Raw genomic sequence first — 24,593 nt, 5'->3', positions numbered from 1 at the left:
GTTTTGCCCGATATGGTAACAATCCATGATTGTGCAGTTTTGATTAACTGTCATCATAGTATCATATAAACACTGAGCTGACAAGATTTTTTTGTAAACACTTACATGAGGTAATTAGCCGCTGCGTGACACCTTAATTGCTAGGGCTCTTTTCCACATTCAAATCCGAGGAAGCACGAATACGGGATGCGGATGCAATTTTTGATGGCTTCTCTTTATCGTCCACAAAGCCCATAAAATACGTAATTACACCAGCCGTAACAAACGAAATCAGCATGCTCAAAATGGCGTAAACAAATGTAGTGTCGGAAAACAGGGGTAAGCTAAGCAAGCCAGATAAGGCTGCAAAAGCAGTCAACTTCACTTCAAACAGACACATACACGCCCCACCAATAGCCCCGCCGACCAGTCCCGCGATAAGCGGTTTTTTGAAACGCACATTAACGCCGTATAATGCCGGTTCAATGATTCCAAACATAGCCAACAGGCCTGTGGAAGCAGCAAGTATTTTGACTTTGGCATTTTTGGATTTAACACATACACCGAAGGCCGCGCCTGCCTGAGCCATGACTGCCGCCGCAACAACAGGGGTAATAGAATCATAGCCATTCGTAGCCATGGATTCTATTATGTTCATCGACATCATATATTGCATGCCCGCAAAGTGGAGCACAGGTATTGTCCCACCAAACAGCAGACCTGCAAATACGTCCGCATCGTCAAACAGTGAAGCAAAACCATCCGACAAATGATGTGCCAGGGTCGTCCACAGCGGACCAAAAACAAACAGCAATAAAGGCACAATCAAGATAAGCGTCAATGTCGGAACGACCAGTAGTTGAATTGAATAACGGTCGAACCTACTCAATCCTTTTTCAATCTTCGATGCAAGCCAGACAACAATAAGAATCAGTATAAAAGAGGCAACATACTGTGGCTCCACCACGGGTAAATCGTCTGAATTCATTTTTAGGCCGGATTGCAGTAGTTCCATAATACCAGGATGAAATGAGCAGGCCCCAATTGCCGCCGCAATAAATAAATTGCTACCAAGCTTTCTTGCCGCATTTACCGCTATCATAATGGGCAAAAAATAAAATACGACACCACCAATGTACCCTAAAGCGGTAAAGACTTGAGTATCAAAAAAATCTAAGAACAAGAAAACAGTCGCAATCCCCTGAATGATTCCTCCAGCAATTAGCAATGGCAAGAGCGGAGTGAATACGCCTGAGATAAAATCAAACAGGCGGCTGAACGGATTCCCTCCTCTATTCGCTTTATCTTGATCTTGATCTATAGTCGGTTCCTGGTTATCTTCTCCCTCTACCTCCAAATTTATTTCCTTAGAAAGCAATTCCCGATTCATAACTGCCTTTTCCCCTTTTATATGTATATTGAAGACCACATTCGAACTTATTAAAGCAAGCTTAAAAGAAGCTTGTAAAAAGTGGCATTCCTTATACTACTTATATTCCTTCTTTTTTACAATAGTTATAAAAGCACGGGTAAAGCTTTTTAATTTCCTACTCCTGATAATTTACATCAAACTTACATCTAAACACCCAAGACCATAGTTATATATTTTTTGTTTGTTTTTGGGCAAATATGACTATTCAACCGTCTGTTAATTATGTAAAATAGGTCTAACCTACTTTTTAGTAAATCATGGATTACTTCCCTTTCTCATATCTTGTGTCCTTGAATACAGCTGAAATATACATAGAATCCGAACATTTTCAGTCTTTTCTTCAAGCAAAGAAAGGAAAACAAGTAGATCATGGCGTGTCTAGTATCTCATTGGACAAGCGGCCTACATCAAGCAGGGCAATTCGTCTGTTTTATCACCATCATGTGAGAGGAGAATTTTCATGAAGCGTTTTAATCGTTCCCTTGGCGCAAAGCTGCGAATTATGTTTTTGCTGATTCAGCTCTTTGCGTCTCTTCTGTTCAGCATCAGTTTTTATGCAGTTTCCATGAGTATCATTAATAGCAGTGTCATGCCTCAAGTAGATCAATTGCTAGAAACTGGGGCTAAAAATGTGTATCAGGATCTCAATATTTCCTTAGCTGTTCAAGCTGGGCAAGGAAGTGGGTCTGGTTCCAGCTCTGCTATGCAGATGGAAGCTTATCTTCAGGACAAGGTTGACACCCTCAAATTAGAATCCGCATATATTGCGGTGCTGAAGGATGATGGTAAGGCCGAAGTTGTCGCACGAAACGTAAAATCAGCATATAAGGTCAAGGATACCCTCGTTCCTGTTGAGGATATTAAAAAAGCCAAACAAGGCGAGATGAATATCAGTGACATTTACAGCGACTCGCATGGAGTACACAAAACCGCCTTCTTTGCCATATCAGGCAGTAATCTGATTCTTGGCGTGAACGAAGATGTTGGATTCGTACAGGAAAAATCCCAACAAATCCTATGGATTTGCATTGGTATTACACTGGTAACACTTATACTGGGCGGAGTTATTTCTACCCTTGTCATTCGTAAAGTTGTACAGCCCATTGCTGAATTGGTTCGTCATAGCGAAAAAATTGCCCAAGGGGATCTTTCGCAAGATACAAAGGTTCAAGGAGTTAATGAAATTGCTCAACTTGCCCGCAGCTTCCAATCTATGTCTCTTAACTTGAAAGAAATGATCGGCCATGTGCTTACTACATCAGGTGCAGTTGTTAAAGGGTCGGACGAGTTGCTTCGTCGAACTGAGGCTATGAGTGTAAAAGTCCAGGACTCTACAGCTGCCGCTGAAGAAGTAGCCAAGGGCAGCAACAGCATCGCTTCTGCTGCTGCTGAAAATGCACAGGCTATGGAGGAGATTGCTCAAGGTGTGCAGCATATCGCTTCCTCTGCCAATGATGTATCTGACCAAATCAGTGAAGCAACGAAAGAAACGGTTAACGGGAATACGCTTGCTCAAAAAGCTGTAGCTCAAATGTCACAGGTAGGACATGCTGCTGATGAGTCGCTTCGATACATACATAGTATGAATGAACGCTCAGAAGCTATTGGTAGCATCGTTTCTGCAATTTTCGATATTACAAAGCAGATTCAAATGTTGTCCCTGAATGCCTCCATTGAGGCTGCCCGCGCGGGCGAGCATGGACGGGGCTTCGCTGTAGTTGCCGGGGAAGTTCGCAAGCTCGCAGAGCAATCCAAAGCAGCAACACAGGAAATTTCGGACTATTTAGTTACCATTCAGGAAGTATCTCAGCAATCTGTGGACTCAGTGACTCAGGTTAGTCGTGAGATTCACTCGGGAACGGAAATGGTTCAACAGGCGAGTTTTGCTTTTAACCAGCTAAGTGAGCTCATGCAAAAGATCAACGCTACGATTCAAACCGTATCCGCAGCAACGGAGCAAGTATCCGCCAGCTCGGAGGAAGTATCTGCTTCCGTGGAGGAGACAGCTCTCATTGCTGCCAACGCACAACATATGATTCAGGAGATCGGTTTAAATGCCGATGAGCAACTGAATGAAATGGAAAGTCACAGTGAGGTTGTTCGTCAATTAAGCCAACAAGCAACTGAGCTGCAAAAGGCGGTTCAAAAATTTAAAATTAAGTAAGCTGATCTGCTAAAAAAGGTATCTCTCAGTCACAAAAATGACTGTAGAGATACCTCTTTATTTTTTAAAAGCTTTTTAAAGGATCTTCCATGAAGAAGTTTATGAATCCATCCCGAGAATGCGGTAAATTTGTCCCATATCCAAATGAGCGCGTACCACCTCTGCGACACGGTCAAATTCTTGTTCCTTGGCTTCACGTACAGTAAAAGTGCTATCCAAAGCTGGCAAGCCCTTGGCTTGTCTCAGTCCATCCAACCAGGACCGGCGAAAACGGTCATTATCAAACACACCATGCAAGTAGGTTCCCCATACCTTACCGTCTGTCGTACCCCAACCTTCCTCAAAGGCAGTCCCTTCCCCACGCTGAATCTGGAATAATGTTTTCATTTTCGTTGAGTCTGGAGTCCTGTCTATAGATACATGTGGTTCCGTGACATACTCTGTAACACCCATATGTATTTCATATCCTTCAATGACTGGCTTGGAGGTAGAACCCGAATCAAGTGCAGTGCTTAGCAAAAGTGGGCAATGATTAGACAGGGTTCCTTGAACGCGCACGGTTTGCTTTTCCTTTAAGAAGGTCGTGGATAGAGCTAGCCAACCTAACCCATCTGCCTGCTGCGGCAACCCAGATTCGACGGCATCGGGATCAAATAACGCTGTACCCAGCATTTGATAGCCCCCACAAATACCAACCAGTTGCGTGCGTCCTATCTTCATGGCCTCTCGAATGTCATCCTCTAGCCCTCTTTCACGCAATTCCAGCAGATCTCCGATGGTGTCTTTGGTTCCCGGTAAGATAATGGCATCCGGTACGCCCAATTGTCCGGCCTCCGTGACATAACGCACGCTCACATCCGGCTCTGCGGCCAAAGCATCCGTGTCCGTAAAATTGGAAATACGCGGATAACGTATCACCGCAATGTCCAATTCTTTATCCTTTGCTGACCGCTTAGGCTTCTTGTCCAGTACGACCGAATCTTCTGCTTCAATGCGAATGTCCGGTAAATAGGGCAGTACACCGAGTACAGGAATGCCTGTCCGTTCTTCCAGCCAGTCTAATCCTGGTTGAAGCAGGGACAAATCGCCTCTGAATTTGTTAATGATAAATCCACGGATACGCTGTACTTCATGGGGTTCCAGCAACTCAATAGTCCCTACCAGAGAGGCAAAGACACCACCCCGGTCAATATCCGAAATCAGCAATACTGGAGCATCCGCCCAGCCTGCAAGGTTCATATTTACAATATCGCGGTCCTTTAAATTAATTTCTGCCGGGCTGCCTGCCCCTTCCATAAGCACAATATCATAGGTATCACGCAGCCGATTCAGCGCATCCATAACGGTGTGCTTGGCTTGTGGCAAAAAGTCCTTTCGGTAATCGGAAGCGCTCATATAGGCATAAGGTACACCGTGTACAACAATTTGTGAGTGCATATCCTTGACCGGCTTAATCAGAATCGGATTCATGTCGGTCGTCGCCTCAATACCACAAGCTTCGGCCTGTACTCCCTGTGCACGTCCAATTTCCTTGCCGTCCTCGGTAACATAAGAGTTTAACGCCATATTTTGTGACTTAAACGGTGCGGGACGGTAGCCGTCCTGCAGAAAGATCCGGCACAGCGCGGTCGTCACCACGCTTTTGCCCACATCCGACGCTGTTCCTTGAAGCATTAAGATAGCTGCCGGGTTCGTGCGGGACGGTTCGAAAGTTGACAATTGCCTCTTCCCCTTTAACGAATTCATTTCAAATTTGATCACAACCCGTACAAAATGACAATAAACAGCAACAACACAGTCTCCAGCAATTCGTTCAAAGCTCCGTATATATCTCCCGTAAGTCCCCCAAGACGGCGATTAATACGGTTTGCTGTAAAGGTTCCAACTCCGTAAGCCAAGAGCGGAAGCAACGCAAAGCCTATCCAGATTGGAAGGCTTTCAGAATACGAAAGGAGCGTCTGTAAGTGTGTCCCTGCTAACGACAGGTTTCCTGATCCCTCTGTTGCTGTAGCTGGTCCTGCAAGTATATACTGGCCTGCGGCAGCACCTAGAGTCACGACTACAGCCCAAAATACGGCCAGTCCGGCACGTCCACCACTCATATCAGCAAAACGCGCAGCCAGTCCATCATCGTTACGGGCTTTAGGCCAGCGCTTCATTGCATGTACCATAAACCAGCGGCTCCAAACCATCGGAAGCAACAACAAGCCGGACACATTTTGTTCAACCAGCACGGTATACAGCAAAGCAGCCTTGAGCATGAGTAGCAGCACACAAGCAATAACCCCCATTGCTCCTACACGGCTATCTTTCATAATCTCCAGCATCCGTTCACGGGACCGGTAGCTGAATAAGGCATCCGCAGCATCCATCCACCCGTCCAGATGCAGTCCGCCCGTCAACCAGACCCAGACTGCAAGGGTAAGAATCGCACACGGCAGCGGTGGCAGCACCATAGCCGTAAGCGCCGCAATGCCCCAGACGATAATACCAATAATCACTCCAACCAGCGGATAATAGCTTGCACTGCGTTTCAGCAGCTCCGGGGAAAAATCCAGCTCCGCCTTGACCGGTAGACGGGTTAAAAATTGAAAAGCCGCAGCAACAGCCTGACGTTCGCGGCTCATAGCTTATATTCCAACTGTTTAAGTTCTACGGGAATGCCCGCCGTCACTAAAAAAACTTCGCCACAAACACGGGCTATCCGCTGATTCATAATCCCGCTCAAATCCCGGTACAGCCTTCCAAGCGGATATTCTGGTACAATACCGTCACCGACCTCGTTGGTTACGATGACGAGCGATCCCGGATACTGCTCCACAGCTGCCGCCAGTTCATCCATGGCGGCTCTGGCCGCAGCTTCGCCGTCCTCACCTGCGGCCAGCAGCACGTTCGACAGCCACAGGGTCAGGCAGTCGACCAGCACCATAGGCGCAGGCTGCGACGCTTGATCGTCGCCAAGCCGCCGCAGCAGCTCCGGCAGCGCCTGCGCTTCCTCCAGCGTCTGCCAGTCATACCCGGCAGAATCGCGCTGGAGCCGATGAAGAGCGATACGCTCCTTCATCTCCACGTCATAGGCTTGGGCCGTTGCAATATAGCAGGCGCGCGGAGCGCGCGCCATGCATAATTGCTCGGCAAAGCCGCTTTTTCCGCTGCGTGCCCCGCCGGTCACGAGCGCCTTCATCGCTGCGCGGCTCCCTGACCGTCCGATACGCCTGCATCGGCAAAGGTCGCCATTTCGCGCATAATGCGGCACGCCGCATCAATCAGGTGCAAGCTCAGCGCACCGCCCGTGCCCTCACCGAGCCGCATGTCCAGATGGAGCATGGGCTCCAGCTTAAGCTGGCGGAGCACCGCCGCGTGTCCACGCTCGTCCGAGGCGTGCGAAGCAAGCATGTACGCCGCGCTCGCAGGCGCAAGCGCGCGTGCAGCAAGGGCTGCCGCGCCGGAAATAAAGCCGTCCAGCACCACTGGACAGCGATGCGCGGCTGCGCCGAGGATGACGCCTGCCAGAGCGGCAATCTCCAGACCGCCGACCTTGGTCAGCACGTCCAGCGCGTCATTGGCATCCGGTTGATTCACATCCAATGCGCGGCAGACAACGGCTATTTTACGGGTAAGCCCCGCCACATCTACCCCCGTTCCCCGGCCCACGATCACTTCCGGATCAAGTCCGGTGAGCGCACATACAACCGCAGCGCTGGCTGTCGTATTCCCGATCCCTAGCTCTCCGGTAACAAATAGCCGTGTGCCACCTTTAACCGCTTCTGCTACGGCTTCAGCTCCGGCCAAAACCGCTTGTTCCGCTTCCGTACGCAGCATGGCTGGCCCTTTAGCCATATTCGAAGTGCCCATACGCACCTTACGATTCACCAAATCCGGGTGAGCAACGTCCGCATTCACGCCAACATCTATTACCTGGACATCAGCGCCTGCATGACGTGCCAGCACATTAATTGCTGCGCCGCCTGACAGCATGTTATACAGCATTTGCTGCGTAACCTCAGCTGGAAAGGCGCTAACTCCCTCTTCACACACCCCATGATCCGCAGCCATGACCATCACCGTTTTACGATCAAATTCAGGCTTGTCCACGCCAGTAATTCCTGCTAGCTGGATGGCCAAGCTCTCCAGCTTTCCAAGACTTCCAGGTGGCTTTGTTAATTGGTCCAAATGTGCTGACGCTGCCGAAGCCGCCACTCCATCCGGCTGGGCTATGCTATCGATCAGCTGACGCAGCTTGTCGTTCATACCTTCCACTCCCTGCTCTTTTTAGTATGTTCCCAATCTCCTATTGATCTGCTGTAGACGCAGCGCTTCTGCGCAGCAAGAGCTGCGGCACACCGCTATCGGGATGCGGAAGCATCACAGGCTCCACACCATATACACGCCGAATCCGGTCCTCTGTTAGCAAATCCGATGAACTACCCAATCCTTCAACCATTCCATCCTTAAGTACAAGCAAATTATCGCAAAATTGTGCCGCCAAATTAAGATCATGCAGGACAGCAATGATCGTCACGCCCGTTTCTTGGCGCCATTCTGCCAACAACTCCATAAATTCAAGCTGATAGCGCAAATCCAGATAGGTCGTAGGTTCGTCCAGCAGCAATATCTGTGGTTCCTGCACCATCACCTTTGCCAAAGCTACACGCTGTCGCTGCCCTCCACTCAAGCGGTCCAATGTTCTGTCGGCCAGTGAAGTTAGACTCAATCGCTCTAGGACCCGATCCGTAATCGCCTCCACATCAACTCCCTTTTCCCTGCCTAGCCAGTCCTGATGAGGAAACCGCCCCATTTCTATAACTTCCCTGACGGTGTATCTCACTGGAGGAATGCCCTCCTGCTGGAGTACGGCTACAAGTCGGGAAAGCTCTTTTCTGCTGTAGCTACCGACCTTTTTGCCATAGATATGAACACTTCCAGAAGTCGGCTGATCTACGCCAGAAAGCAGATGCAGCAACGTCGATTTACCACTCCCATTCGGACCAATGATCCCCCACCAAGCTCCTTCGTCTACGTTCCAGCTAATATTCTTCAACACATGGAACTCTCCATAAGCACGGGTAAGACCTGCTACCTCTAGCGCCCGATCATCCACCTTCTGTGTTTCACTTTGTTCGGTCACAACAGATCCCCCCTGCGCAGCTTCTTGTTCCGGTACAGGAGATACGCGAAGAACGGCGCCCCAACAAAGGCCGTCATAACGCCCAGAGGAATTTCCGTTGGGGCCAACAACGTGCGAGCCGCCGTATCTGCCCAAGCCATAAAAATAGCTCCACCCAGTGCAGATAACGGAACAATCATCCGGTAATCGGGACCTGTCACCAGACGAATGATATGTGGTACAACGAGTCCGACAAAGCCAATGACTCCGCATACTGAGACAGCGGCAGCTGTCAGCAAGGTAGATATGATCAGGACAGATAGCTTCGTCGCATCTACATGAACCCCCATATGAGCCGCTTGACGTTCACCCAAAGCCAGAATATTCAGCACCCGTGCCCGGTTCCATAGAAACACCAGCCCAACGATCACGTAAGGTAAAAGAATTCCCGTATATGACCAACCTCGCAGACTAAGACTTCCCAACGTCCAGTACAATATTTCATTGACTGTTTCCTTCGACATGGCTGCCAGAAAAGAAACAATGGCTCCCCCAAAAAATTGCATCACCACACCTGATAAAATGAGGCTTTGGGTCGGAATTTTCCCACCTTCACGCGCCAACGTCAACACCATCCACAGCGTCAGCATGCCGGTTATAAATGCGACTAGCGGAAGGGTCCATATACCCACAAATGAAAATTGAAGCCCCCAATAAATCAGCACTGCCGCTCCTACCGAAGCTCCCGAGGATACCCCAAGGGTATAGGGATCAGCCAAGGGATTACGCAACACACCCTGAAATCCAGCTCCCGCCAGCGCCAGCGCTGCTCCGACCAACATTCCCAGTAACACTCTTGGCAGTCTGACCTTCAAAATAATCTGCTCTGCAGATGTATTCCAATCCGGTGTAAACGTATCATCTAACCACGGTAGGTGGTTGATCAAAATACCTGTGATCTGGCTGACCGGAAGACTGACCGAGCCGATGCCAAGACAGAGCAGCAGCGTCAGCAGCAGCAAGACAAGACCAGTCCCCCCAAAACCGATCAGTCTACGGTTCATTTGAAAATTTCAGGGTACACGCCCTTGGCTACTTCCTTGAGTCCTTCTGTTACGCGTGGACCTGGACGGCTAATCAAATTATCATCCACGGCAAATACACGATTGTTACGAACAGCCGATATTTGATCCCATCCACTACGAGCTTTTATGATATCGCCGAGGGACTGGCCTGTTTTGTCATCCTTCACACTTTTGCTGTATAAAATCACGTCAGGGTTGGCAGCTATAATATTTTCCTCACTGATTTGGTACCAGCCCTTCTGCGTGGCACCCACGTTTTCGCCGCCCGCCAATGTGATCAGTTCGTCCATAAACTCGCCTTTACCCACTGTCCAGCCTGGTGAAAATTCGACGTATACCCGTAGCTTCTGCCCTTTGCCGATATTTTTAACTCCTTCTTTCACTTCCGCTACATCTGCTCTCATCTTGTCGGTCACCGCTCTCGCTTCTTTCTGATGATCGGTGATTTTCCCATACAATTCGATGTTAGCTGTGACATCTTCAACGGTTTTCGGTTCCGTTTTAAAAATCATAATTCCCATGTCACGCAGCTTAGTCGTAGCCTGTTCACTAAGTGAAATTCCTGCAAAAACAACTTCCGGGTTCGCAGCAATGATCGCCTCTTCGTTCGGTTTCATAATACCGCCCACTTTAGGCTTTTTCGTAGCTGCCTCTGGGTAATCAGAGTAGTCGGATACACCAACAATTTCCTTATCCAATCCGATAGCGAACAGCGCTTCAGTTTCTGCCGGGGAGACGGAAACAATCTTGTCCGGTGCCTTTTTAAATGTAAATTCCTGTCCTGTTGCATCCTTAACCGTTAGCGGGTAAACCGTTTTGCCCGGAGGCTCTTGTGCGGTTACGGTCTGTCCCGGCTGCTGTGAAGAAGCTTGGCCCTCTTTATTTTCTACATTTTTTCCATTCGCGCCACATGCACTCAGCACAACTGCCAATATCAGCGCCAATAGACCTGTTGTCCATACCTTTATTTTTTTGCCTGCCATGATTTGCACCCCTTCATACAAAAATCGTTAAGAGCGTTACTTGAACATCATCCGATATTTTCCTCATTCCAGCCTTCTTTTCCTATCAAAAACCCCCGCATCCTCATATCAGGATACAGGGGTCACGTTAGCACAGATCGTGCGCAGGCGGGCAGCTTCTTTCCGCATGGACAGTCACTGCGAACACGTCATCCTTTCCTCGAAGGATTATGGTGACAGGCGGACGGGCAGGTATCCTGACTTATGGAAGAGGCATGCCCTGATATTCTTTCACATGCTTGGCGGCACATGTAACAGGGCTAATGAGCATGTTTCCATTTACAGTGGCGGGACCGCGTCGGACTCACACCGACTTCCCTTTTAACAGCGCAATGAAGAAAAGCAAGTTCCCTCACACGGCGCCGACCTCGTCTGCTGGATATTTGATGTAGTGTAGTCAAGCCGTTCTTTTACTTGATGATTATAGGTTAAAAAGAGTTAGCTTACAACCCAAACAGCTGCTTGATTCGCCACAACTACCCTAGTGAAAAAGCAATTTTGCTATACAATTGTGCAGTCCTGCCAGCCTTAACTGAAGCCTAATCGCTTCTCCCGGTTTTGGATTCAGACTCCAAAAATCATGACCTGGTATCAGCATACAAACCAATTGGCGAATTACTCCACCATGCGTGACAACCAAAACAGAGGGCGGTGCAGCATTCGACTCTATTGGCTGAACCTTCAAAGCAATGCGCCACGCAAACAGAGAGTCAAGGAATTCACGCAGACGATTCACAAAATGGACCCAGGACTCTCCTCCAGGCGGGGTGATTCGTTGCGGCTCATCAATCCAAGCGCGATACAACGCCACATCCTTAAGCATGTCATACGTTTTTCCATCCCACTCGCCAAAGTGAAGTTCTCGCAGACGTGGTTCCATCATGGGAGGCATAGCAGATAGGAAACGTTCAGACGTCTTTGCTGACTCCGGCAAAATGATCTGCAAGGTCTGGCGACATCGCATCAAGTCACTGCAATAGATTTGAGCAAAGGACTGGCCCTGTAATTTTTCCCGTAAAGGCTTTAATTCCTGCTCTGCTCCAGACAGCAAACTCAAATCGGCATGTCCCAGATATCGACGTTCCTTATTCCATAAGGTTGTGCCATGACGAACTAGCACGAGCTCCATGTCCCACTGCAGATCTTCTTTAGCATCATTCGGCTCACTATCCTGTTGTGGGTTCGGACTTAGTCCACATTCTCGCACTCTTTTCCCTTCTGTATTTTGTTTCAAAATAATGTCACTCCTCACCGCATCCATCCCAAGGCAAAACACCCCGCAGCTCCCAACAAACACAACCCTACAAACATAGTGGATACGGCGAACATCAGCCGGATGGTATGCCGGATATCCTTCGACTCCAGTGGTCGTATCTCTTCGCCCATATATGCTCGAAACGAGCGTATGCCATGATACACGTTATAGCCACCAAGACGAATCCCCAAGGCACCTGCCACCGCTGATTCGGGAAATCCGCTGTTTGGACTGGGGTGCAGACGCGCATCCTGCTTGACTGTGCGCCAGCTTCTTGCAGCATCCAGCCGATACAACCACGCCGCTATCACAAGCATAACTGCTGTCAGGCGAGCCGGAATGTAGTTAGCTACATCGTCCAGACGTGCCGAGGCCCAGCCTAAATGCAGATACTTTTCATTTTTGTAGCCAACCATTGAGTCGAGCGTATTTACGGCACGATATGCCAGTGCCAAGGGGGCTCCCCCGATCAGGGCATAAAAAAGCGGGGAAATAATGGCGTCCACGATATTTTCAGCGACTGTTTCGACGGTACCGCGTACAATTTCAGGCTCGTCAAGCTGCTGCGTATCCCTCCCAACAATCATGCCTAGCTCCCGACGTGCCACAGTCAGGTCATTCGCCTGCAACGCTCGGTATACGGCCATCCCTGCGTCCTTTAGTCCTTTGGAAGCAATTGTGGTTGCAACCAGAACAATTTCTACGACGACAGACAACCATGGGTGAATCCAGGCAAGCACACGCAATAGCCCCCAAGCAAGCCCAAAGGAGCCTCCTGCCACAATGAGTGGAAGCAGTATACCCGCACGTTTCAATCCCCGGTCACTGCGGACCTTACGACGAATCGCTTTTTCCAATGCTGAAATGGCATGTCCCATCCCGATGACTGGATGTGGCAACCATCTCGGATCGCCGATTAGCCTGTCCAGCAGATAGGCTGCCATGATTACCAAGCTAACGATCACGCCGCTCCTCCTCCAACACTTCACTGAGTGCAGACAGCAGCATATTATTGGCTTCGGCGTCCTTGACTGCAATTCGAAAATGGCTCGCCGACAGCCCCGGATACATGGCACAGCTACGTATAAGAATCCCACGTTGTCCAAGCGCCTGCTGAATAGCCGATGAACTCCACGTTCCCGGCGCCCTTGCTAGCACGTAATTGGCTTCGCCGGGAACGACACCGCAGCCCCATTCCGCTAAGGCAGTCAGCAAGCGACTGCGCTCCGTCGCAATCAGTTCCTGTGTGCGGCGCTCATAAGCTTGCCCACTTCTCAGACACGCCTCTCCAGCCAGCAACGCCAATCCATTAACACTCCAGGTCACCTGTTTGGCCGTCATTTGCCGGATATAGTCCGGATGAGCAATCGCATAGCCCAATCGCAAGCCAGGAATGGCATAAAATTTGGTCATCGATCGGATCAAAATCACATGAGGATAGCGATCCAGCACAGGCAATAGTGAGATTTGCCGTTCCAGTGGGATAAAATCAATAAAGGCCTCATCCACCACCAGCACGGTACCCGTTCTGCCAGCCGCCTCTGCCAGTTCATATAGCTCCTGCTCACCATATTGCACACCGTTCGGATTATTCGGTTGCCCAAGGAACAGTACATCTACCTGCTCCATGAGCTGAAGGATGTCCTCCACGTCTGCCTTCCATTGAAGCGAAGCCTTCCCGTATACCCGGTGGATCTCGGCTCCAAATTTGCCAGCCAGCTCGGCATATTCCGAAAAACACGGCTCCACTGTGCCCACACGCTTGGGAGCCAGGCCCAATAGCAGCAGCGCCATGCTTTCAGCAGCGCCGTTACCGATGCTCAGCGACTCCGGTGGAACGTGCAGCCGCCGTGCCAGCATATTTTTAAAGTGGCGATGCCCAGGGTCAGGATAGCGAATCACCGTGTCCAATGAGCTTTGCAGTGCCTCAAGCACCTCCGGTGGCGGACCAAGCGGATTAATATTTGCACTAAAATCCACAAAATCCGCCGCAGCTCCGCCAAATGTCGCGGCAGCTGTTTCCCTGTCCCCGCCATGACCGTAAACCTCTATCATTGCCTCATATCCTTTCCGCCCGTTTTCAATCATTTAGCTCCATTATGAGGCTGCTTTTTGCGTCCCGTCAATGCAAATGAGCTTTTGTACATGGCTCACTTGGGTTACAATAGGGGGAGGCACACATAAAATACACAGTTTGTATATACGGAGGAATGGACATGCTGTTCATCGACAACCAGGGCATACACGATCCAGCCATTAATCTTGCTATTGAGGAATACGCGCTCAAGCATTTACCGCTGGACGACAGCTATCTGCTGTTTTACATTAATCAGCCTTCTATTATTATAGGCAAGCATCAAAACACCGTTGAAGAAGTCAACGCTGAGTTTGTGAGAGACAACAATATTCAAGTCGTTCGTCGCCTGTCCGGCGGCGGGGCTGTATATCATGATCTCGGTAACTTAAATTTCAGCTTCATTACCAAGGATAACGGGGAGTCCTTTCATAATTTCCTCAAATTTACGCAACCTGTGATTGACGCCCTCCGCCAAATGGGAGTAGAAGCCGAAATGACAGGACGCAACGATCTGCAAGTCGGAGAACGTAAAATTTCAGGAAACGCTCAATTTGCCACACGTGGACGTATGTTCAGCCATGGTACATTGATGTTCAACCTGAATCTGGACAATGTGGCTGCATCACTGCATGCCAATCCCGAAAAATTTAAATCCAAAAGCACAAAATCCGTCCGTAGCCGCGTGGCTAACATCAGCGAACTGATGGACCGTGAGATGACCATAGAACAATTTCGCGAGGAACTGCTGCGGTTCATCTTTGGCTCAGAATTGGATCAGGTGCCTCAATATAAGCTCACCGATGCGGATTGGGCTAAAATCCATGAAATTTCCAAAGAACGCTATCAATCGTGGGATTGGAACTATGGTCTATCCCCTGAGAGCAATATCAAGCACACACGTAAATTCCCGGTCGGTATTATAGATATCCGCATGGATCTGAAGGAAGGCTACATCCGTGATATTAAAATCTACGGGGATTTCTTCGGTGTAGGTGATGTCGCTGATATTGAAAATATCCTGCGTGGCAAGCGTTATGATGAAGGTGAGGTCCGTCAAGCCTTATCCTCTCTCGATTTGAAGCATTACTTTGGTAATATTGAGCTGGACGACTTTGTTGGACTTGTATTTCTGGAAGACTAAGCGTTACTTTTTTCCATGGTTTCAAGCCAATACTTCAGTGGTTATAAGGGGACAGGCTCTTATGGGCGTCGTCCCTTTTTCAATGCGATATTGTCATTTTGAATATTATAAGATACAATTTTAATATTGCCCCATGATAGAGATAAAGGAGAGAATACCGATATGTATAAATTAATTGCCATTGATATTGATGATACTCTCATTAATGACCAGAAAGAAGTTACTCCAGCGACACAACAGGCATTGGAAGCTGCTGTAGCTAAAGGTGTGGTGGTTACTCTCGCTACTGGACGAGCTTATGCCTCTGCGCACAAAATTGCACGCCAGACGGGGTTGAACGTACCGATCATTACGTACCAAGGAGCTTTGGTTAAAAACCTGCTGGACGAAAACGTGCTGTATGAGCGTTATGTTCCACTCGTAGCTGCACGTCGTCTGTATGAATTCTGCGTGGAACGCAATCTGCATTTGCAAACGTATATAGATGACAAATTGTACACTCGTGAAGATAATCAAAAAATTAAAGATTACACCGAGCTGAACAACACGGAATATTTTGTAGAGCCTGTGTTCAGTAAAGTTATAGAGCAACCAGCTCCTAAATTGCTGATTATCGACGAGCCGGAAGTGTTGGACGAATTAATTCCCGAACTTCGCGAATTGCTTGGCAGTGAAGTGCATATTACAAAATCCAAGCCTCATTTCCTGGAAATTATGCATCATGAAGGCACCAAGGGCCACGCTCTTGCCTTCCTTGCAAACCATTTTGGCTGTGATCTGTCGGAGACCATTGCGATCGGCGACTCTTGGAATGACCATGAAATGCTGGAATGTGCCGGTCTTGGCATAGCGATGGAGAATGCGATTCCTGATTTAAAAAAGCTGGCTGATTACATTACTCGCAGTAATAACGAAGACGGTGTAAAGCATGCCATCGACAAATTTGTACTCAATGTTGAATAAGCAGAAAGTGACTGTACCCATAATACTTAAATAAAGTATTACAACAACAAAGCCTCCAAACGCCGCATGTTTATTAATATACGGCAGTTTGGAGGCTTTTTCTATCATATTACATCATATTCTAACAACTTCGAAATATCAGGCAGCAGAGCGTACTTTGCATCTGTTCACCAGACGGATGATTCCGTTATTCATACACATCAACCCGGTCACAATGAGCAGCACCCCTGCCAGCATCCACCAGCTTACATGTTCACCATATAAAAAAGCACCCAGGCCTACAGCAATCGGTGGTGAAATATAGAGCCATGTGGTCGGAAACAACGGATTCGTACGCGCCATAAGCCAGTAAAATAGTGTTTGCGCAATCATGGAGCCAAACAGGATCAAATAAAACAGAGAGCCTATGGCAGGCAGCAGATTCCATCCCTCAGAATTCCAAGGCTCAGTGAAAGCCGACAGTACTAGCAGCATCCAACCACCATGGAACATTTGAGCTGCATTTAAGGCAATCGGATTCGTATCACGAAATGCATCCATGACTCGCTTGGAATACAGGGCTCCACCCGAATAGCATAGCTCACCCAGCAAAATGGCTATGCAACCTGCCAACCACAGGCCGCTGACTTGAACGGTCAAGCCGGGCAATACCACCAACACGACCCCGAGAAAGCTGATCATACAGCCCATGAGCGTAATTCTCGTCGTTTTTTGCCGCAGTATTGCAGACTGCATTAGCACAATCATCATCGGTCCGGTGGCTGACAAAATAGCGCCGATCCCCGAGCTGACATATTGCTCTGCCCAATACAGTGTTGAGAATGTGCCGAAGGTCGTTCCCGTCCCAATCAGCAGCATTTCCTTACGCCATAATAACGACCACCGAACCTTTCCTGAAAGCCTCATCGCAATAAACAAGATCGCCCCTGCTGCCATAAAACGTGCACCTGCCGATAGAAACGGCGGAAGTCCGGCTTCCACTCCCACTTTGATAGCCAAAAATGTGGTGCCAAAAATAAGACACATAACTGTAAAGGCGATACCAATCATGACACTTCTCTCTCCCTTCTGTTATTCACAAGCATACAAGGAGACAGACAGAACAGATGGGCAACCACAGAACAGTTGTATACGTTTTTGAAGTGCTGTATAGTACAATACACACAAAGGAGCGTGGACAGCATGGGCAAGGTTAACAGCGAATTATTGTTTTCAACAGAAAATAACTCGACCGATCCGAGCTTAAAGCTGTATGAGCAGGTCGTCCATTACGTAAATGTGCGGATTGAGCGCGGGGACTGGCCAGCAGACGTTAAATTGCCGTCGGTGCGAAGTCTGGCTCAGGAGCTGGGCGTGCATCGGTTAACCGTATTCCGGGCATATCAGGAGTTAAAGCAACAAGGACGCATCTATGTAAAAGATAAATCGGGATATTACGCTCATGCTTCCCATGCAGCAGAATTAGGAATATGTACTGCCTATTCGGAACGATCATCCACAAAGCGGACCTTCCAATCGGAATCCACTTACATGGCAGACGATCCATCTGTTTCCGTCTGGAGGGGGCTGGATGGACTCACCCAGGTTCATGCCGTGAACGCAGACTTCCAATTTTCCAAGGCCCTGATTGATCCCTCTCTCCTGCCTAACCGATACTGGAGAGAATTAATGATGCAGGTATTTGAAAAGCATCCAAAAATCGCAGCTACCTATTCTTCTGTACAAGGAGACGCTGAGCTTCGTGATGCCATGGCGCAGCATTTTAGCACAGATAAGCATTTTGCAGTATCAACGGACGAAGTACTGATTACCTCCGGCGCACAGCAAGCCATCGATTTGGTTTCCCGATCTCTGATTCGTACAGGAGACCGTGTATTAATCGAACGTCCGGTCTATGGTCCCGCCATGGAAATATTCCGTAGACAAGGCGCCCGCCTGACTGTAACTGATATACGGCCGGAAGGTTATGATATGGATCAGATTGAATGGTGCCTGAAAACGGAAAAACCGCGTCTCTTTTATGTGAATCCGACCTTTCACAATCCGACCGGCTTTACGATCCCCGATGAGCAGCGCAAACGTCTGCCCGAACTGGCCGAGCGCTACGGCTGTCTTATTGTCGAGGATGACAGCACCTATGATATCAGCTTTGGGCAAAAGCCGCCTTCTCCGATTTTCTCCTATGATATCTCGGGGAGCGTCGTCTATATTCGCAGCTACAGCAAATATGTCGCACCCGGTCTGCGAATCGCAGCCGTAACCTGTAGGCCTCAGCTCATGGACAGTCTACTGAGCGTCAAAGCGCTAGTGGACAACGGATCGCCGCTGCTGAATCAAAAGCTGTTTTTACAATACTTTCAATCCCCACGTATGCAGCAGCATATTAAAAAGCTATGTATTGCGCTCCAGATTCGTAAGGAAACGATGGAGACCAGTCTCCGCGATTCCGGCTGGACATGGACCAGCCCGGCGGGAGGACTCAACCTGTGGCTCCAGCTACCTTCTACGATACAACCTAATGAGCTGCTTGCCAAAAGTATACAAGAGTCCGTTTCCTTTGTCCCAGGCAGTGTATTTGATCCCATCGGTGCAGAGGGTAAAACGCATATACGGTTGTCCTATTCTTACGCCAATGAGCTGCAAATCAAAGAAGGGATCTCCACACTTCTACGCATCAGTCGAACGATGTAAAGGTAAAACCATCGTTATTCTAACGGTAAACTCATACCTGTATGTGCCAAACTGATCCCTTCCAGCAGCCCGTAGTTGTGTGTGATATCCACATCATGGGACATATGTGTAAATACCGTGCTTCCGGGCTTCAGTCTTCCTACAAGTTCCTGAGCCTCCAGCATGTCATATACCGAGCGGGTGGTATACTCCGCTTCCTCATGGTAAAAGCTCGTCCCCAGCACGAGTAAGTTCAGATTATGTAAAGGTAAAATTTCCGCCTCATTCAGTCCAATCGAATCCGAACAGTAGGCCCATGAGAAGCCGTCTTTTTCCAAACGATAAGCGTAAGCATATCCGTTCTTCCCATGATTCACACGCCATCCTCGGATGTTCCACCCGCCAAGTTGGACTCCCTGATCTACTGGAATAAGATCCAGGTTTCCAGGGAGCCAGGAAAATTGACGTAAGATCGTGTCGATCACTTCCTGTGGAGCGAACAAGCGCCCTCTATTACCAGTCCAGCGACAGGCATCCGCCCATTCTGGCAATCCTCCAATATGATCAAAATGTGCATGTGTCACGAGGATTGTAGGGATAAAACGCAAACTGCGCAATTCTAACTGTCTACGCCAGTCGGGGCCACAATCAATCATAAAATCCTCTGTCTCGCTTTCGATCAGCACAGACGATCTCAACCTTACATTCGTTCCTATCGTGCGGGCCTCTGTGCACACGAGACAATCACAATATACACGCGGAACCCCCATTGCATCCCCTGTGCCAAGAAAAATAAGCCGATTCATGATTTAACTCCTATCTATCTGGGTGTTTTTACTCCTATTATAACGAACATATCAAGCCTGCGTAAATCACCCCAGCGACCAACGACAAAAGGAGCATGTCCAAAGCCGTAAAACAGGCCAGACACCCCCCTTATATGTGATCTTTTTATTTTCAAATAATAATAGGCATGGGATCTTCCTTCAGGCGGTTTTCCACCATCCAGCTGGACTCCTCATTATATAGATAGGCCCGATGCACCAACACTCGCACCTGCTGACCAGGTTCCAGTGTAGACTTTTCCAATGAACGGTATGTCATGAGACGCTGATCCCCGACCTGGACTTCAACCATCCATTCACTCCCACGAAAATGTAAATGCTTCACAATGCCTTCCTCGGTTGCCGACAGGAGCGCAAATTCCTCACTAGGTCCGACATCAATGTACTCCGGACGAATCAAGGCACGTGTTCCCACTCCGGCAGCTTCCTCAAAGCCCCTGAGACTACTCGCCTGTTCAATCACCGTGGATTCCCCAATAAAGGAAGCTACAAACGGAGTCCCCGGTTTTTTATAAATATCCCAAGGCGTTCCCTTCTGCTCCAGCCGTCCTTGATTAATCACCATAATCTCATCCGCTACTTCAATCGCCTCGTCCTGATCATGGGTGACGAAAATGGAGGTAATACCTACCCGCTCAATCAGCTCTCGCAACCAGGTGCGCAGCTCCTGACGAATCTTGGCGTCAATAGCCGCAAATGGCTCATCCAGCAGCAGTAGTTGAGGCTCCGGTGCCAAAGCACGCGCAAAAGCAACCCGCTGTCGCTGTCCACCTGACAACTGATGCGGATAACGATGCTCAAAGCCTTTGAGCCCCGTGAGTTCGACCAGCTCAGTGACCCTTTCCTTGATGCGGGCTTTGGAGCTTTTTTTCACTTTCAAACCAAAGGCAATATTGTCGTACACGCTCATATGCTTGAACAAAGCATAGTTTTGAAATACAAATCCGATTCCACGCTCCTGTGGTGTCAGCTCGTTTACCCTTTTTCCATGAAAGCGGATCTCTCCTGCATCCGGTTGCTCCAGCCCCGCCAAAATGCGAAGAATGGAGGTTTTCCCTCCGCCGCTTGGACCGAGCAAACCAATAAGATGGCCCGTCTGAATATCAAAAGATACGTCCTTTACCGCATGAAAATTACCGAAATGCTTGTTTAATCCTCTTACTTCCACATGCATATCCGTACACTTCCTTTCCGCTTCTGGACCAGTTCAGGAACAGCAGCAGCCTTGCTTATCGCAAAGCACGCACCTCATTTGAAAACATTCAATTATTCCAATAAACTTACTTTGTTTTTCTTATGTGATACTTTATCAAAGGAAAGTAATTTTCGTCAACTCTATATATTATCTTAAGAATGAAAAGGGTAAAGTAATACATAGAAAGGAGATGGATTTATGTTGCATACTTTTGAATTATCCACTACACGGCGAGATGAAATGCGTGATATTACACGTGAGATTGCAGCACTCATCGAAAAAAGCGGGGTGCAGCAAGGAACAGCTCTAATTTATTGTCCACACACGACAGCCGGCATCGCCATTAATGAAAATGCCGACCCAGATGTCAAACATGATGTCATTTTAAGGCTGGATGAGGTTTATCCCTGGGAACATCCCCAATATCGTCATATGGAGGGAAATACGGCATCCCACCTAAAATCCATTACAACAGGCCCATCACAAACAGTTATCATTCATGATGGAAAGCTGTTGCTTGGACGATGGCAGGGTCTTTATTTTTGTGAATTCGACGGCCCACGCAGACGCCAATACCATGTGAAAATTATGAAGGGCTAACGGAGGCATGCAAAAAAACAGACGATGATGTTCTCCCTCTGGATACATCATCGTCTGTTAAATTCTTAGTCGCTTTCGCAAAGTACCGTAATGATAAGTCACCGTCATGAAGTGCAAACACCCAAAAAAGCGCCCTACATGTTCATGGCTGAAGCGTATGAATGCAGGTACGCTCATAGGTGTCTGCACAGCAGCTTTACATGTGCTAAAGCAGCGGGCCTGATCTCTTCAAATGTTAAACCGTCCTGAATATAAAATGACACAAAGCCATGCATGGATAAAAACAGACTTTTCGGTACTCTTGAGCATTCTTCCTCCGAATGTCCCTGACCATCCAATTCCTGGCGAATCATAGACGCAAATAATTCCACACAACGGTTTTGCTCTGTACGACAGTATGCAAATAGTTCTTCATCGTGCATCATGAACATAATTTCGTACTGATATGGATTTTCCAAGCCAAAACGGATATATTCCAGCATCAGGTACTCCAATCTGCTCAAGCCATCATCAGGCGTGCCTGTTGCTGCTTGCAGTAGAATCCCACGCAATGTATTGAAATCTTCAATCACAATGGCGTAGAACAGTTCAGCCTTCTCTTTAAAATGATAGTATAACGAACCATGACTGTAACCCAGATGCTGGCCAATGCTGCGCATTGAAATCGCACGGTAGCCCTTGGTGATAAACAAGTGCCTGGCCGCTTCCAGAATCCGCCCTCTTGACAACTCCTGTTCTACTGCTCTTCTAGCCATATTATTTATTCCCCTTCAATAAAGTAAAGCTGCTCTCCCTCCGACACAAGCGATTGTCCCTGTGTCAAGTCGGTTATCCAGTTGCAGAAGGATTCCGCATCACCAGCCAGCGGCAGACAGGTTAAGGTAACTTTATCCGTAAACATCGTTTCTCCGGTACGGATGCTGCGATTACGTAATTCATTTTCCACTTTGCCCAACCAAGTATAATCCAATTCCACAAAAACTTCACGATGCAGCACACGTGTAATCGCATCCCCTGCCTCGATAGCTGCAACAGCACCATCTGAGTACGCGCGAATTAGTCCGCCTGCTCCCAGCAAAATCCCGCCAAAGTAACGGGTAACCACAATAGCGACATTTTTCAGTTTCTGATTGCGGATGACCTCCAAAATAGGCTTACCCGCCGTCCCGCTCGGTTCTCCGTCATCCGATTGCTTTTGGATTTCGTCTCTTTCCCCAATCATATAGGCCGAACAATTATGGGTGGCATTCCAATGCTCTTTTTTGATGCGCTCTATAAAAGCAACTGCTTCTTCCTCAGTTTGAACAGGCTGAATATGGCCGATAAAACGGGATTTTCGGATTACAATTTCCTTGTTGCCGGCACCGCGTACGGTTCGGTATTGTTCCAACATACACGTATAACCTTCCTTACTTCATTTTACAAGAAAGCAGTTCCCCGCTTCTGGCAGCTGGCGAACTGCTTTCCTGTACTTATTGATGCTATACACTATAACGCTTCAGACCGAAAGCCTGTTTCGAATCAGAAATTATAGTTCCCTTATTCAGACAATCTCGCTTCAAGCTCAGCTTTTTCTTTTTCGAAGCCCGGTTTGCCGAGCAGCGCAAACATGTTCTTTTTGTAAGCTTCTACCCCCGGTTGATCGAACGGATTTACGCCCAACAGGTAGCCGCTGATACCGCAAGCCTTTTCGAAGAAATAAGCAAGGTAGCCAAAGGAGTAAGGGCTCAAGTCAGGAATATTTACAATCAGGTTTGGTACTTGTCCGTCTGTGTGAGCCAGCAATGTACCTTGGAATGCTTTTTTGTTTACAAAATCCACTGTTTTGCCTGCCAGGAAATTCAGTCCATCCAGATCATCCTCATCTGCTTCGATGGTGATGTGACTAGGTACATTTTCTACTTGGATTACCGTTTCGAAAATGTTACGGCTGCCTTCCTGAATGAATTGTCCCATAGAGTGAAGGTCTGTCGAGAAGTCAACAGAAGCTGGATAAATACCTTTATAATCCTTGCCTTCGCTTTCTCCGTACAGCTGTTTCCACCACTCGGATACGAAATGCAAAGACGGCTCATAGTTTACGAGAATTTCAATTGCTTTACCTTTGCGGTACAAAGCGTTACGAACGGCTGCATATTGGTAAGCCTCGTTCTCAGCTACATTCGGGTTGCTGTATTCTTTGGAAGCGTCTGCTGCACCTTGCATCATTTCTTCGATGTTAATGCCTGCTGTAGCAATCGGCAACAAGCCTACTGCTGTCAGCACGGAGTAACGGCCACCCACATCATCAGGAATAATGAAGGATTCATAGCCTTCCTCGTTAGCGAGCTTTTTCAGAGCGCCACGTTCTTTATCCGTTGTAGCGTAAATACGTTTGCGCGCTTCTTCTTTACCATATTTTTTCTCCAGAGCCGCACGGAATACGCGGAAAGCGATAGCTGGCTCGGTTGTTGTACCTGATTTGGAGATGACATTCACAGAGAAGTCTTTTCCTTCAATCAGTTCCAACAGATGATTCACATATGTAGAGCTGATGTTGTTGCCTGCAAAATAGATAGCTGGACCCTTGCGTTGGTCTTTAGGCAGCGCATTGTAGAAAGAATGCGACAGCATTTCAATCGCAGCACGTGCTCCAAGGTAAGAACCGCCAATACCGATTACAATCAATACCTCGGAATCGCTTTGAATTTTAGCAGCAGCCTTTTGGATGCGCGCAAATTCTTCTTTATCATAATTGGTAGGCAGGTCAATCCAACCCAAGAAATCGGAACCTACACCTGTTTGATTGTGCAGTTGCTCATGAGCCAACTTGATGGGCTCTGCAAAATAATCAATTTCGTGCTGCCCTACAAAGGAGAGCGCTTTAGTGTAATCAAAAATAACTTTTTTAGACATGTTTGGAACCTCCTGTTTGGTATTACTAAGACCATGAATACGAACATAAGGACTTAGGAATAGGATACTTTAATTTGCTGAGCCTGACAAGCTTGCGTTACGTGTGTGTCCTGTGCCCTGACAGACCCTGCTGTAGATAGGGTAGCATGCCCATGCTACAATG

The 24,593-nt window shown here is 48.1% G+C and carries 22 protein-coding genes and 1 riboswitch; of the genes, 5 read left to right on the top strand and 17 right to left on the bottom strand.

Annotated features, from left to right (window positions below; all coding sequences use genetic code 11):
* Positions 1–133: 133 nt before the first annotated feature.
* Positions 134–1,369: a PTS transporter subunit EIIC gene (locus MKX36_RS06615; protein WP_340864438.1), complete on the bottom strand. Its 1,236-nt coding sequence runs from the start codon at positions 1,367–1,369 to the stop codon at positions 134–136.
* A gap of 502 nt (positions 1,370–1,871) precedes the next feature.
* Between MKX36_RS06615 and MKX36_RS06610 the strand changes: the two genes are divergently transcribed.
* The gene (locus MKX36_RS06610; RefSeq protein ID WP_016820653.1) at positions 1,872–3,575 is read left to right on the top strand and encodes a methyl-accepting chemotaxis protein; all 1,704 of its coding nucleotides are present in this window, start codon (positions 1,872–1,874) and stop codon (positions 3,573–3,575) included.
* 99 nt (positions 3,576–3,674) lie between these two features.
* Here MKX36_RS06610 and MKX36_RS06605 read toward each other — a convergent pair whose 3' ends face one another.
* The 10 genes from MKX36_RS06605 to cobD all read right to left on the bottom strand — a co-directional run bounded on the left by MKX36_RS06605 (position 3,675) and on the right by cobD (position 14,099).
* Positions 3,675–5,294 carry a cobyric acid synthase gene (locus tag MKX36_RS06605; protein WP_090887932.1) on the bottom strand — a complete coding sequence of 540 codons (1,620 nt, stop codon included), beginning with the start codon at positions 5,292–5,294 and terminating at the stop codon, positions 3,675–3,677.
* Positions 5,295–5,332: 38 nt separating this feature from the next.
* Positions 5,333–6,202, bottom strand: coding sequence for an adenosylcobinamide-GDP ribazoletransferase (gene cobS / locus MKX36_RS06600; RefSeq protein ID WP_090887936.1), 870 nt, complete (start codon positions 6,200–6,202; stop codon positions 5,333–5,335).
* Positions 6,199–6,759, bottom strand: a complete 561-nt coding sequence (cobU, locus tag MKX36_RS06595; RefSeq protein ID WP_031463140.1) for a bifunctional adenosylcobinamide kinase/adenosylcobinamide-phosphate guanylyltransferase — start codon at positions 6,757–6,759, stop codon at positions 6,199–6,201. Before cobU ends, cobS begins: the two co-directional genes overlap by 4 nt.
* The gene (gene cobT, locus MKX36_RS06590) at positions 6,756–7,826 is read right to left on the bottom strand and encodes a nicotinate-nucleotide--dimethylbenzimidazole phosphoribosyltransferase (RefSeq protein WP_044785824.1); all 1,071 of its coding nucleotides are present in this window, start codon (positions 7,824–7,826) and stop codon (positions 6,756–6,758) included. Before cobT ends, cobU begins: the two co-directional genes overlap by 4 nt.
* A gap of 40 nt (positions 7,827–7,866) precedes the next feature.
* On the bottom strand, positions 7,867–8,703 hold the full coding sequence (locus tag MKX36_RS06585) for an ABC transporter ATP-binding protein (RefSeq protein ID WP_039276927.1): 837 nt from the start codon (positions 8,701–8,703) through the stop codon (positions 7,867–7,869).
* Positions 8,700–9,746 (bottom strand): FecCD family ABC transporter permease, encoded by a 1,047-nt coding sequence (locus MKX36_RS06580; RefSeq protein ID WP_107733972.1) that lies wholly within the window; start codon positions 9,744–9,746, stop codon positions 8,700–8,702. Before MKX36_RS06580 ends, MKX36_RS06585 begins: the two co-directional genes overlap by 4 nt.
* On the bottom strand, positions 9,743–10,750 hold the full coding sequence (locus tag MKX36_RS06575) for an ABC transporter substrate-binding protein (protein WP_107733973.1): 1,008 nt from the start codon (positions 10,748–10,750) through the stop codon (positions 9,743–9,745). The genes MKX36_RS06580 and MKX36_RS06575 overlap by 4 nt, the downstream gene beginning before the upstream one ends.
* A gap of 209 nt (positions 10,751–10,959) precedes the next feature.
* A riboswitch (cobalamin riboswitch) is annotated at positions 10,960–11,175 on the bottom strand.
* A 95-nt stretch (positions 11,176–11,270) separates the two neighbouring features.
* Entirely contained in the window at positions 11,271–12,023 is a 753-nt protein-coding gene (locus MKX36_RS06570) for a histidine phosphatase family protein (protein ID WP_107733974.1), read from the bottom strand.
* Positions 12,024–12,037: 14 nt separating this feature from the next.
* Positions 12,038–13,009, bottom strand: coding sequence for an adenosylcobinamide-phosphate synthase CbiB (gene cbiB, locus MKX36_RS06565; protein WP_340864437.1), 972 nt, complete (start codon positions 13,007–13,009; stop codon positions 12,038–12,040).
* The gene (gene cobD / locus MKX36_RS06560) at positions 12,999–14,099 is read right to left on the bottom strand and encodes a threonine-phosphate decarboxylase CobD (protein ID WP_090888577.1); all 1,101 of its coding nucleotides are present in this window, start codon (positions 14,097–14,099) and stop codon (positions 12,999–13,001) included. Before cobD ends, cbiB begins: the two co-directional genes overlap by 11 nt.
* Before the next feature lie 161 nt (positions 14,100–14,260).
* Here cobD and MKX36_RS06555 point away from each other — a divergent pair, with 161 nt between their 5' ends.
* Entirely contained in the window at positions 14,261–15,262 is a 1,002-nt protein-coding gene (locus MKX36_RS06555; RefSeq protein WP_340864436.1) for a lipoate--protein ligase, read from the top strand.
* A 162-nt stretch (positions 15,263–15,424) separates the two neighbouring features.
* Positions 15,425–16,225: a Cof-type HAD-IIB family hydrolase gene (locus tag MKX36_RS06550; protein WP_016820665.1), complete on the top strand. Its 801-nt coding sequence runs from the start codon at positions 15,425–15,427 to the stop codon at positions 16,223–16,225.
* A gap of 138 nt (positions 16,226–16,363) precedes the next feature.
* Here the strand turns inward: MKX36_RS06550 and MKX36_RS06545 are convergent, their stop codons facing one another.
* Complete coding sequence (locus tag MKX36_RS06545) at positions 16,364–17,275, bottom strand: DMT family transporter (RefSeq protein ID WP_340864435.1); 912 nt, start codon at positions 17,273–17,275, stop codon at positions 16,364–16,366.
* Positions 17,276–17,407: 132 nt separating this feature from the next.
* On the opposite strand from MKX36_RS06545, the gene MKX36_RS06540 reads away from it, so the two are divergent.
* Entirely contained in the window at positions 17,408–18,916 is a 1,509-nt protein-coding gene (locus MKX36_RS06540; protein WP_107733978.1) for an aminotransferase-like domain-containing protein, read from the top strand.
* 14 nt (positions 18,917–18,930) lie between these two features.
* Here the strand turns inward: MKX36_RS06540 and MKX36_RS06535 are convergent, their stop codons facing one another.
* On the bottom strand, positions 18,931–19,701 hold the full coding sequence (locus MKX36_RS06535) for an MBL fold metallo-hydrolase (RefSeq protein ID WP_016820668.1): 771 nt from the start codon (positions 19,699–19,701) through the stop codon (positions 18,931–18,933).
* Positions 19,702–19,852: 151 nt separating this feature from the next.
* Positions 19,853–20,914 (bottom strand): sulfate/molybdate ABC transporter ATP-binding protein, encoded by a 1,062-nt coding sequence (locus MKX36_RS06530; protein ID WP_016820669.1) that lies wholly within the window; start codon positions 20,912–20,914, stop codon positions 19,853–19,855.
* Positions 20,915–21,133: 219 nt separating this feature from the next.
* Between MKX36_RS06530 and MKX36_RS06525 the strand changes: the two genes are divergently transcribed.
* Entirely contained in the window at positions 21,134–21,535 is a 402-nt protein-coding gene (locus tag MKX36_RS06525) for a secondary thiamine-phosphate synthase enzyme YjbQ (RefSeq protein WP_031463130.1), read from the top strand.
* Between the two features lie 173 nt (positions 21,536–21,708).
* On the opposite strand, the gene MKX36_RS06520 is transcribed toward MKX36_RS06525, so the two are convergent.
* The 3 genes from MKX36_RS06520 to MKX36_RS06510 form a co-directional block, all read right to left on the bottom strand.
* Positions 21,709–22,290: a TetR/AcrR family transcriptional regulator gene (locus tag MKX36_RS06520; protein WP_017426560.1), complete on the bottom strand. Its 582-nt coding sequence runs from the start codon at positions 22,288–22,290 to the stop codon at positions 21,709–21,711.
* Positions 22,291–22,295: 5 nt separating this feature from the next.
* Positions 22,296–22,928: a YigZ family protein gene (locus MKX36_RS06515; protein WP_013369976.1), complete on the bottom strand. Its 633-nt coding sequence runs from the start codon at positions 22,926–22,928 to the stop codon at positions 22,296–22,298.
* Positions 22,929–23,074: 146 nt separating this feature from the next.
* Positions 23,075–24,430: a glucose-6-phosphate isomerase gene (locus MKX36_RS06510; protein ID WP_013369975.1), complete on the bottom strand. Its 1,356-nt coding sequence runs from the start codon at positions 24,428–24,430 to the stop codon at positions 23,075–23,077.
* Positions 24,431–24,593 lie beyond the last annotated feature (163 nt).

The sequence above is a fragment of the Paenibacillus sp. FSL W8-0439 genome (assembly GCF_038008995.1).
Taxonomy (GTDB): domain Bacteria; phylum Bacillota; class Bacilli; order Paenibacillales; family Paenibacillaceae; genus Paenibacillus; species Paenibacillus polymyxa.
Note: the sequence above shows the minus strand (reverse complement) of the source record. Positions and strands in the feature narration are given on the sequence as shown.

Bases quoted from the DNA above. Each gene is read 5' to 3' on its own strand.
- MKX36_RS06540 (WP_107733978.1), top strand. From the start codon at position 17,408: ATGGGCAAGGTTAACAGCGAATTATTGTTTTCAACAGAAAATAACTCG.
- MKX36_RS06520 (WP_017426560.1), bottom strand. From the start codon at position 22,290: ATGGCTAGAAGAGCAGTAGAACAGGAGTTGTCAAGAGGGCGGATTCTG.
- MKX36_RS06510 (WP_013369975.1), bottom strand. From the start codon at position 24,430: ATGTCTAAAAAAGTTATTTTTGATTACACTAAAGCGCTCTCCTTTGTA.
- cobT (WP_044785824.1), bottom strand. From the start codon at position 7,826: ATGAACGACAAGCTGCGTCAGCTGATCGATAGCATAGCCCAGCCGGAT.
- MKX36_RS06545 (WP_340864435.1), bottom strand. From the start codon at position 17,275: ATGATTGGTATCGCCTTTACAGTTATGTGTCTTATTTTTGGCACCACA.
- MKX36_RS06530 (WP_016820669.1), bottom strand. From the start codon at position 20,914: ATGCATGTGGAAGTAAGAGGATTAAACAAGCATTTCGGTAATTTTCAT.
- MKX36_RS06610 (WP_016820653.1), top strand. From the start codon at position 1,872: ATGAAGCGTTTTAATCGTTCCCTTGGCGCAAAGCTGCGAATTATGTTT.
- MKX36_RS06550 (WP_016820665.1), top strand. From the start codon at position 15,425: ATGTATAAATTAATTGCCATTGATATTGATGATACTCTCATTAATGAC.
- cobS (WP_090887936.1), bottom strand. From the start codon at position 6,202: ATGAGCCGCGAACGTCAGGCTGTTGCTGCGGCTTTTCAATTTTTAACC.
- MKX36_RS06535 (WP_016820668.1), bottom strand. From the start codon at position 19,701: ATGAATCGGCTTATTTTTCTTGGCACAGGGGATGCAATGGGGGTTCCG.
- cobU (WP_031463140.1), bottom strand. From the start codon at position 6,759: ATGAAGGCGCTCGTGACCGGCGGGGCACGCAGCGGAAAAAGCGGCTTT.
- MKX36_RS06555 (WP_340864436.1), top strand. From the start codon at position 14,261: ATGCTGTTCATCGACAACCAGGGCATACACGATCCAGCCATTAATCTT.
- MKX36_RS06525 (WP_031463130.1), top strand. From the start codon at position 21,134: ATGTTGCATACTTTTGAATTATCCACTACACGGCGAGATGAAATGCGT.
- MKX36_RS06580 (WP_107733972.1), bottom strand. From the start codon at position 9,746: ATGAACCGTAGACTGATCGGTTTTGGGGGGACTGGTCTTGTCTTGCTG.
- MKX36_RS06575 (WP_107733973.1), bottom strand. From the start codon at position 10,750: ATGGCAGGCAAAAAAATAAAGGTATGGACAACAGGTCTATTGGCGCTG.
- MKX36_RS06615 (WP_340864438.1), bottom strand. From the start codon at position 1,369: ATGAATCGGGAATTGCTTTCTAAGGAAATAAATTTGGAGGTAGAGGGA.
- MKX36_RS06515 (WP_013369976.1), bottom strand. From the start codon at position 22,928: ATGTTGGAACAATACCGAACCGTACGCGGTGCCGGCAACAAGGAAATT.
- cobD (WP_090888577.1), bottom strand. From the start codon at position 14,099: ATGATAGAGGTTTACGGTCATGGCGGGGACAGGGAAACAGCTGCCGCG.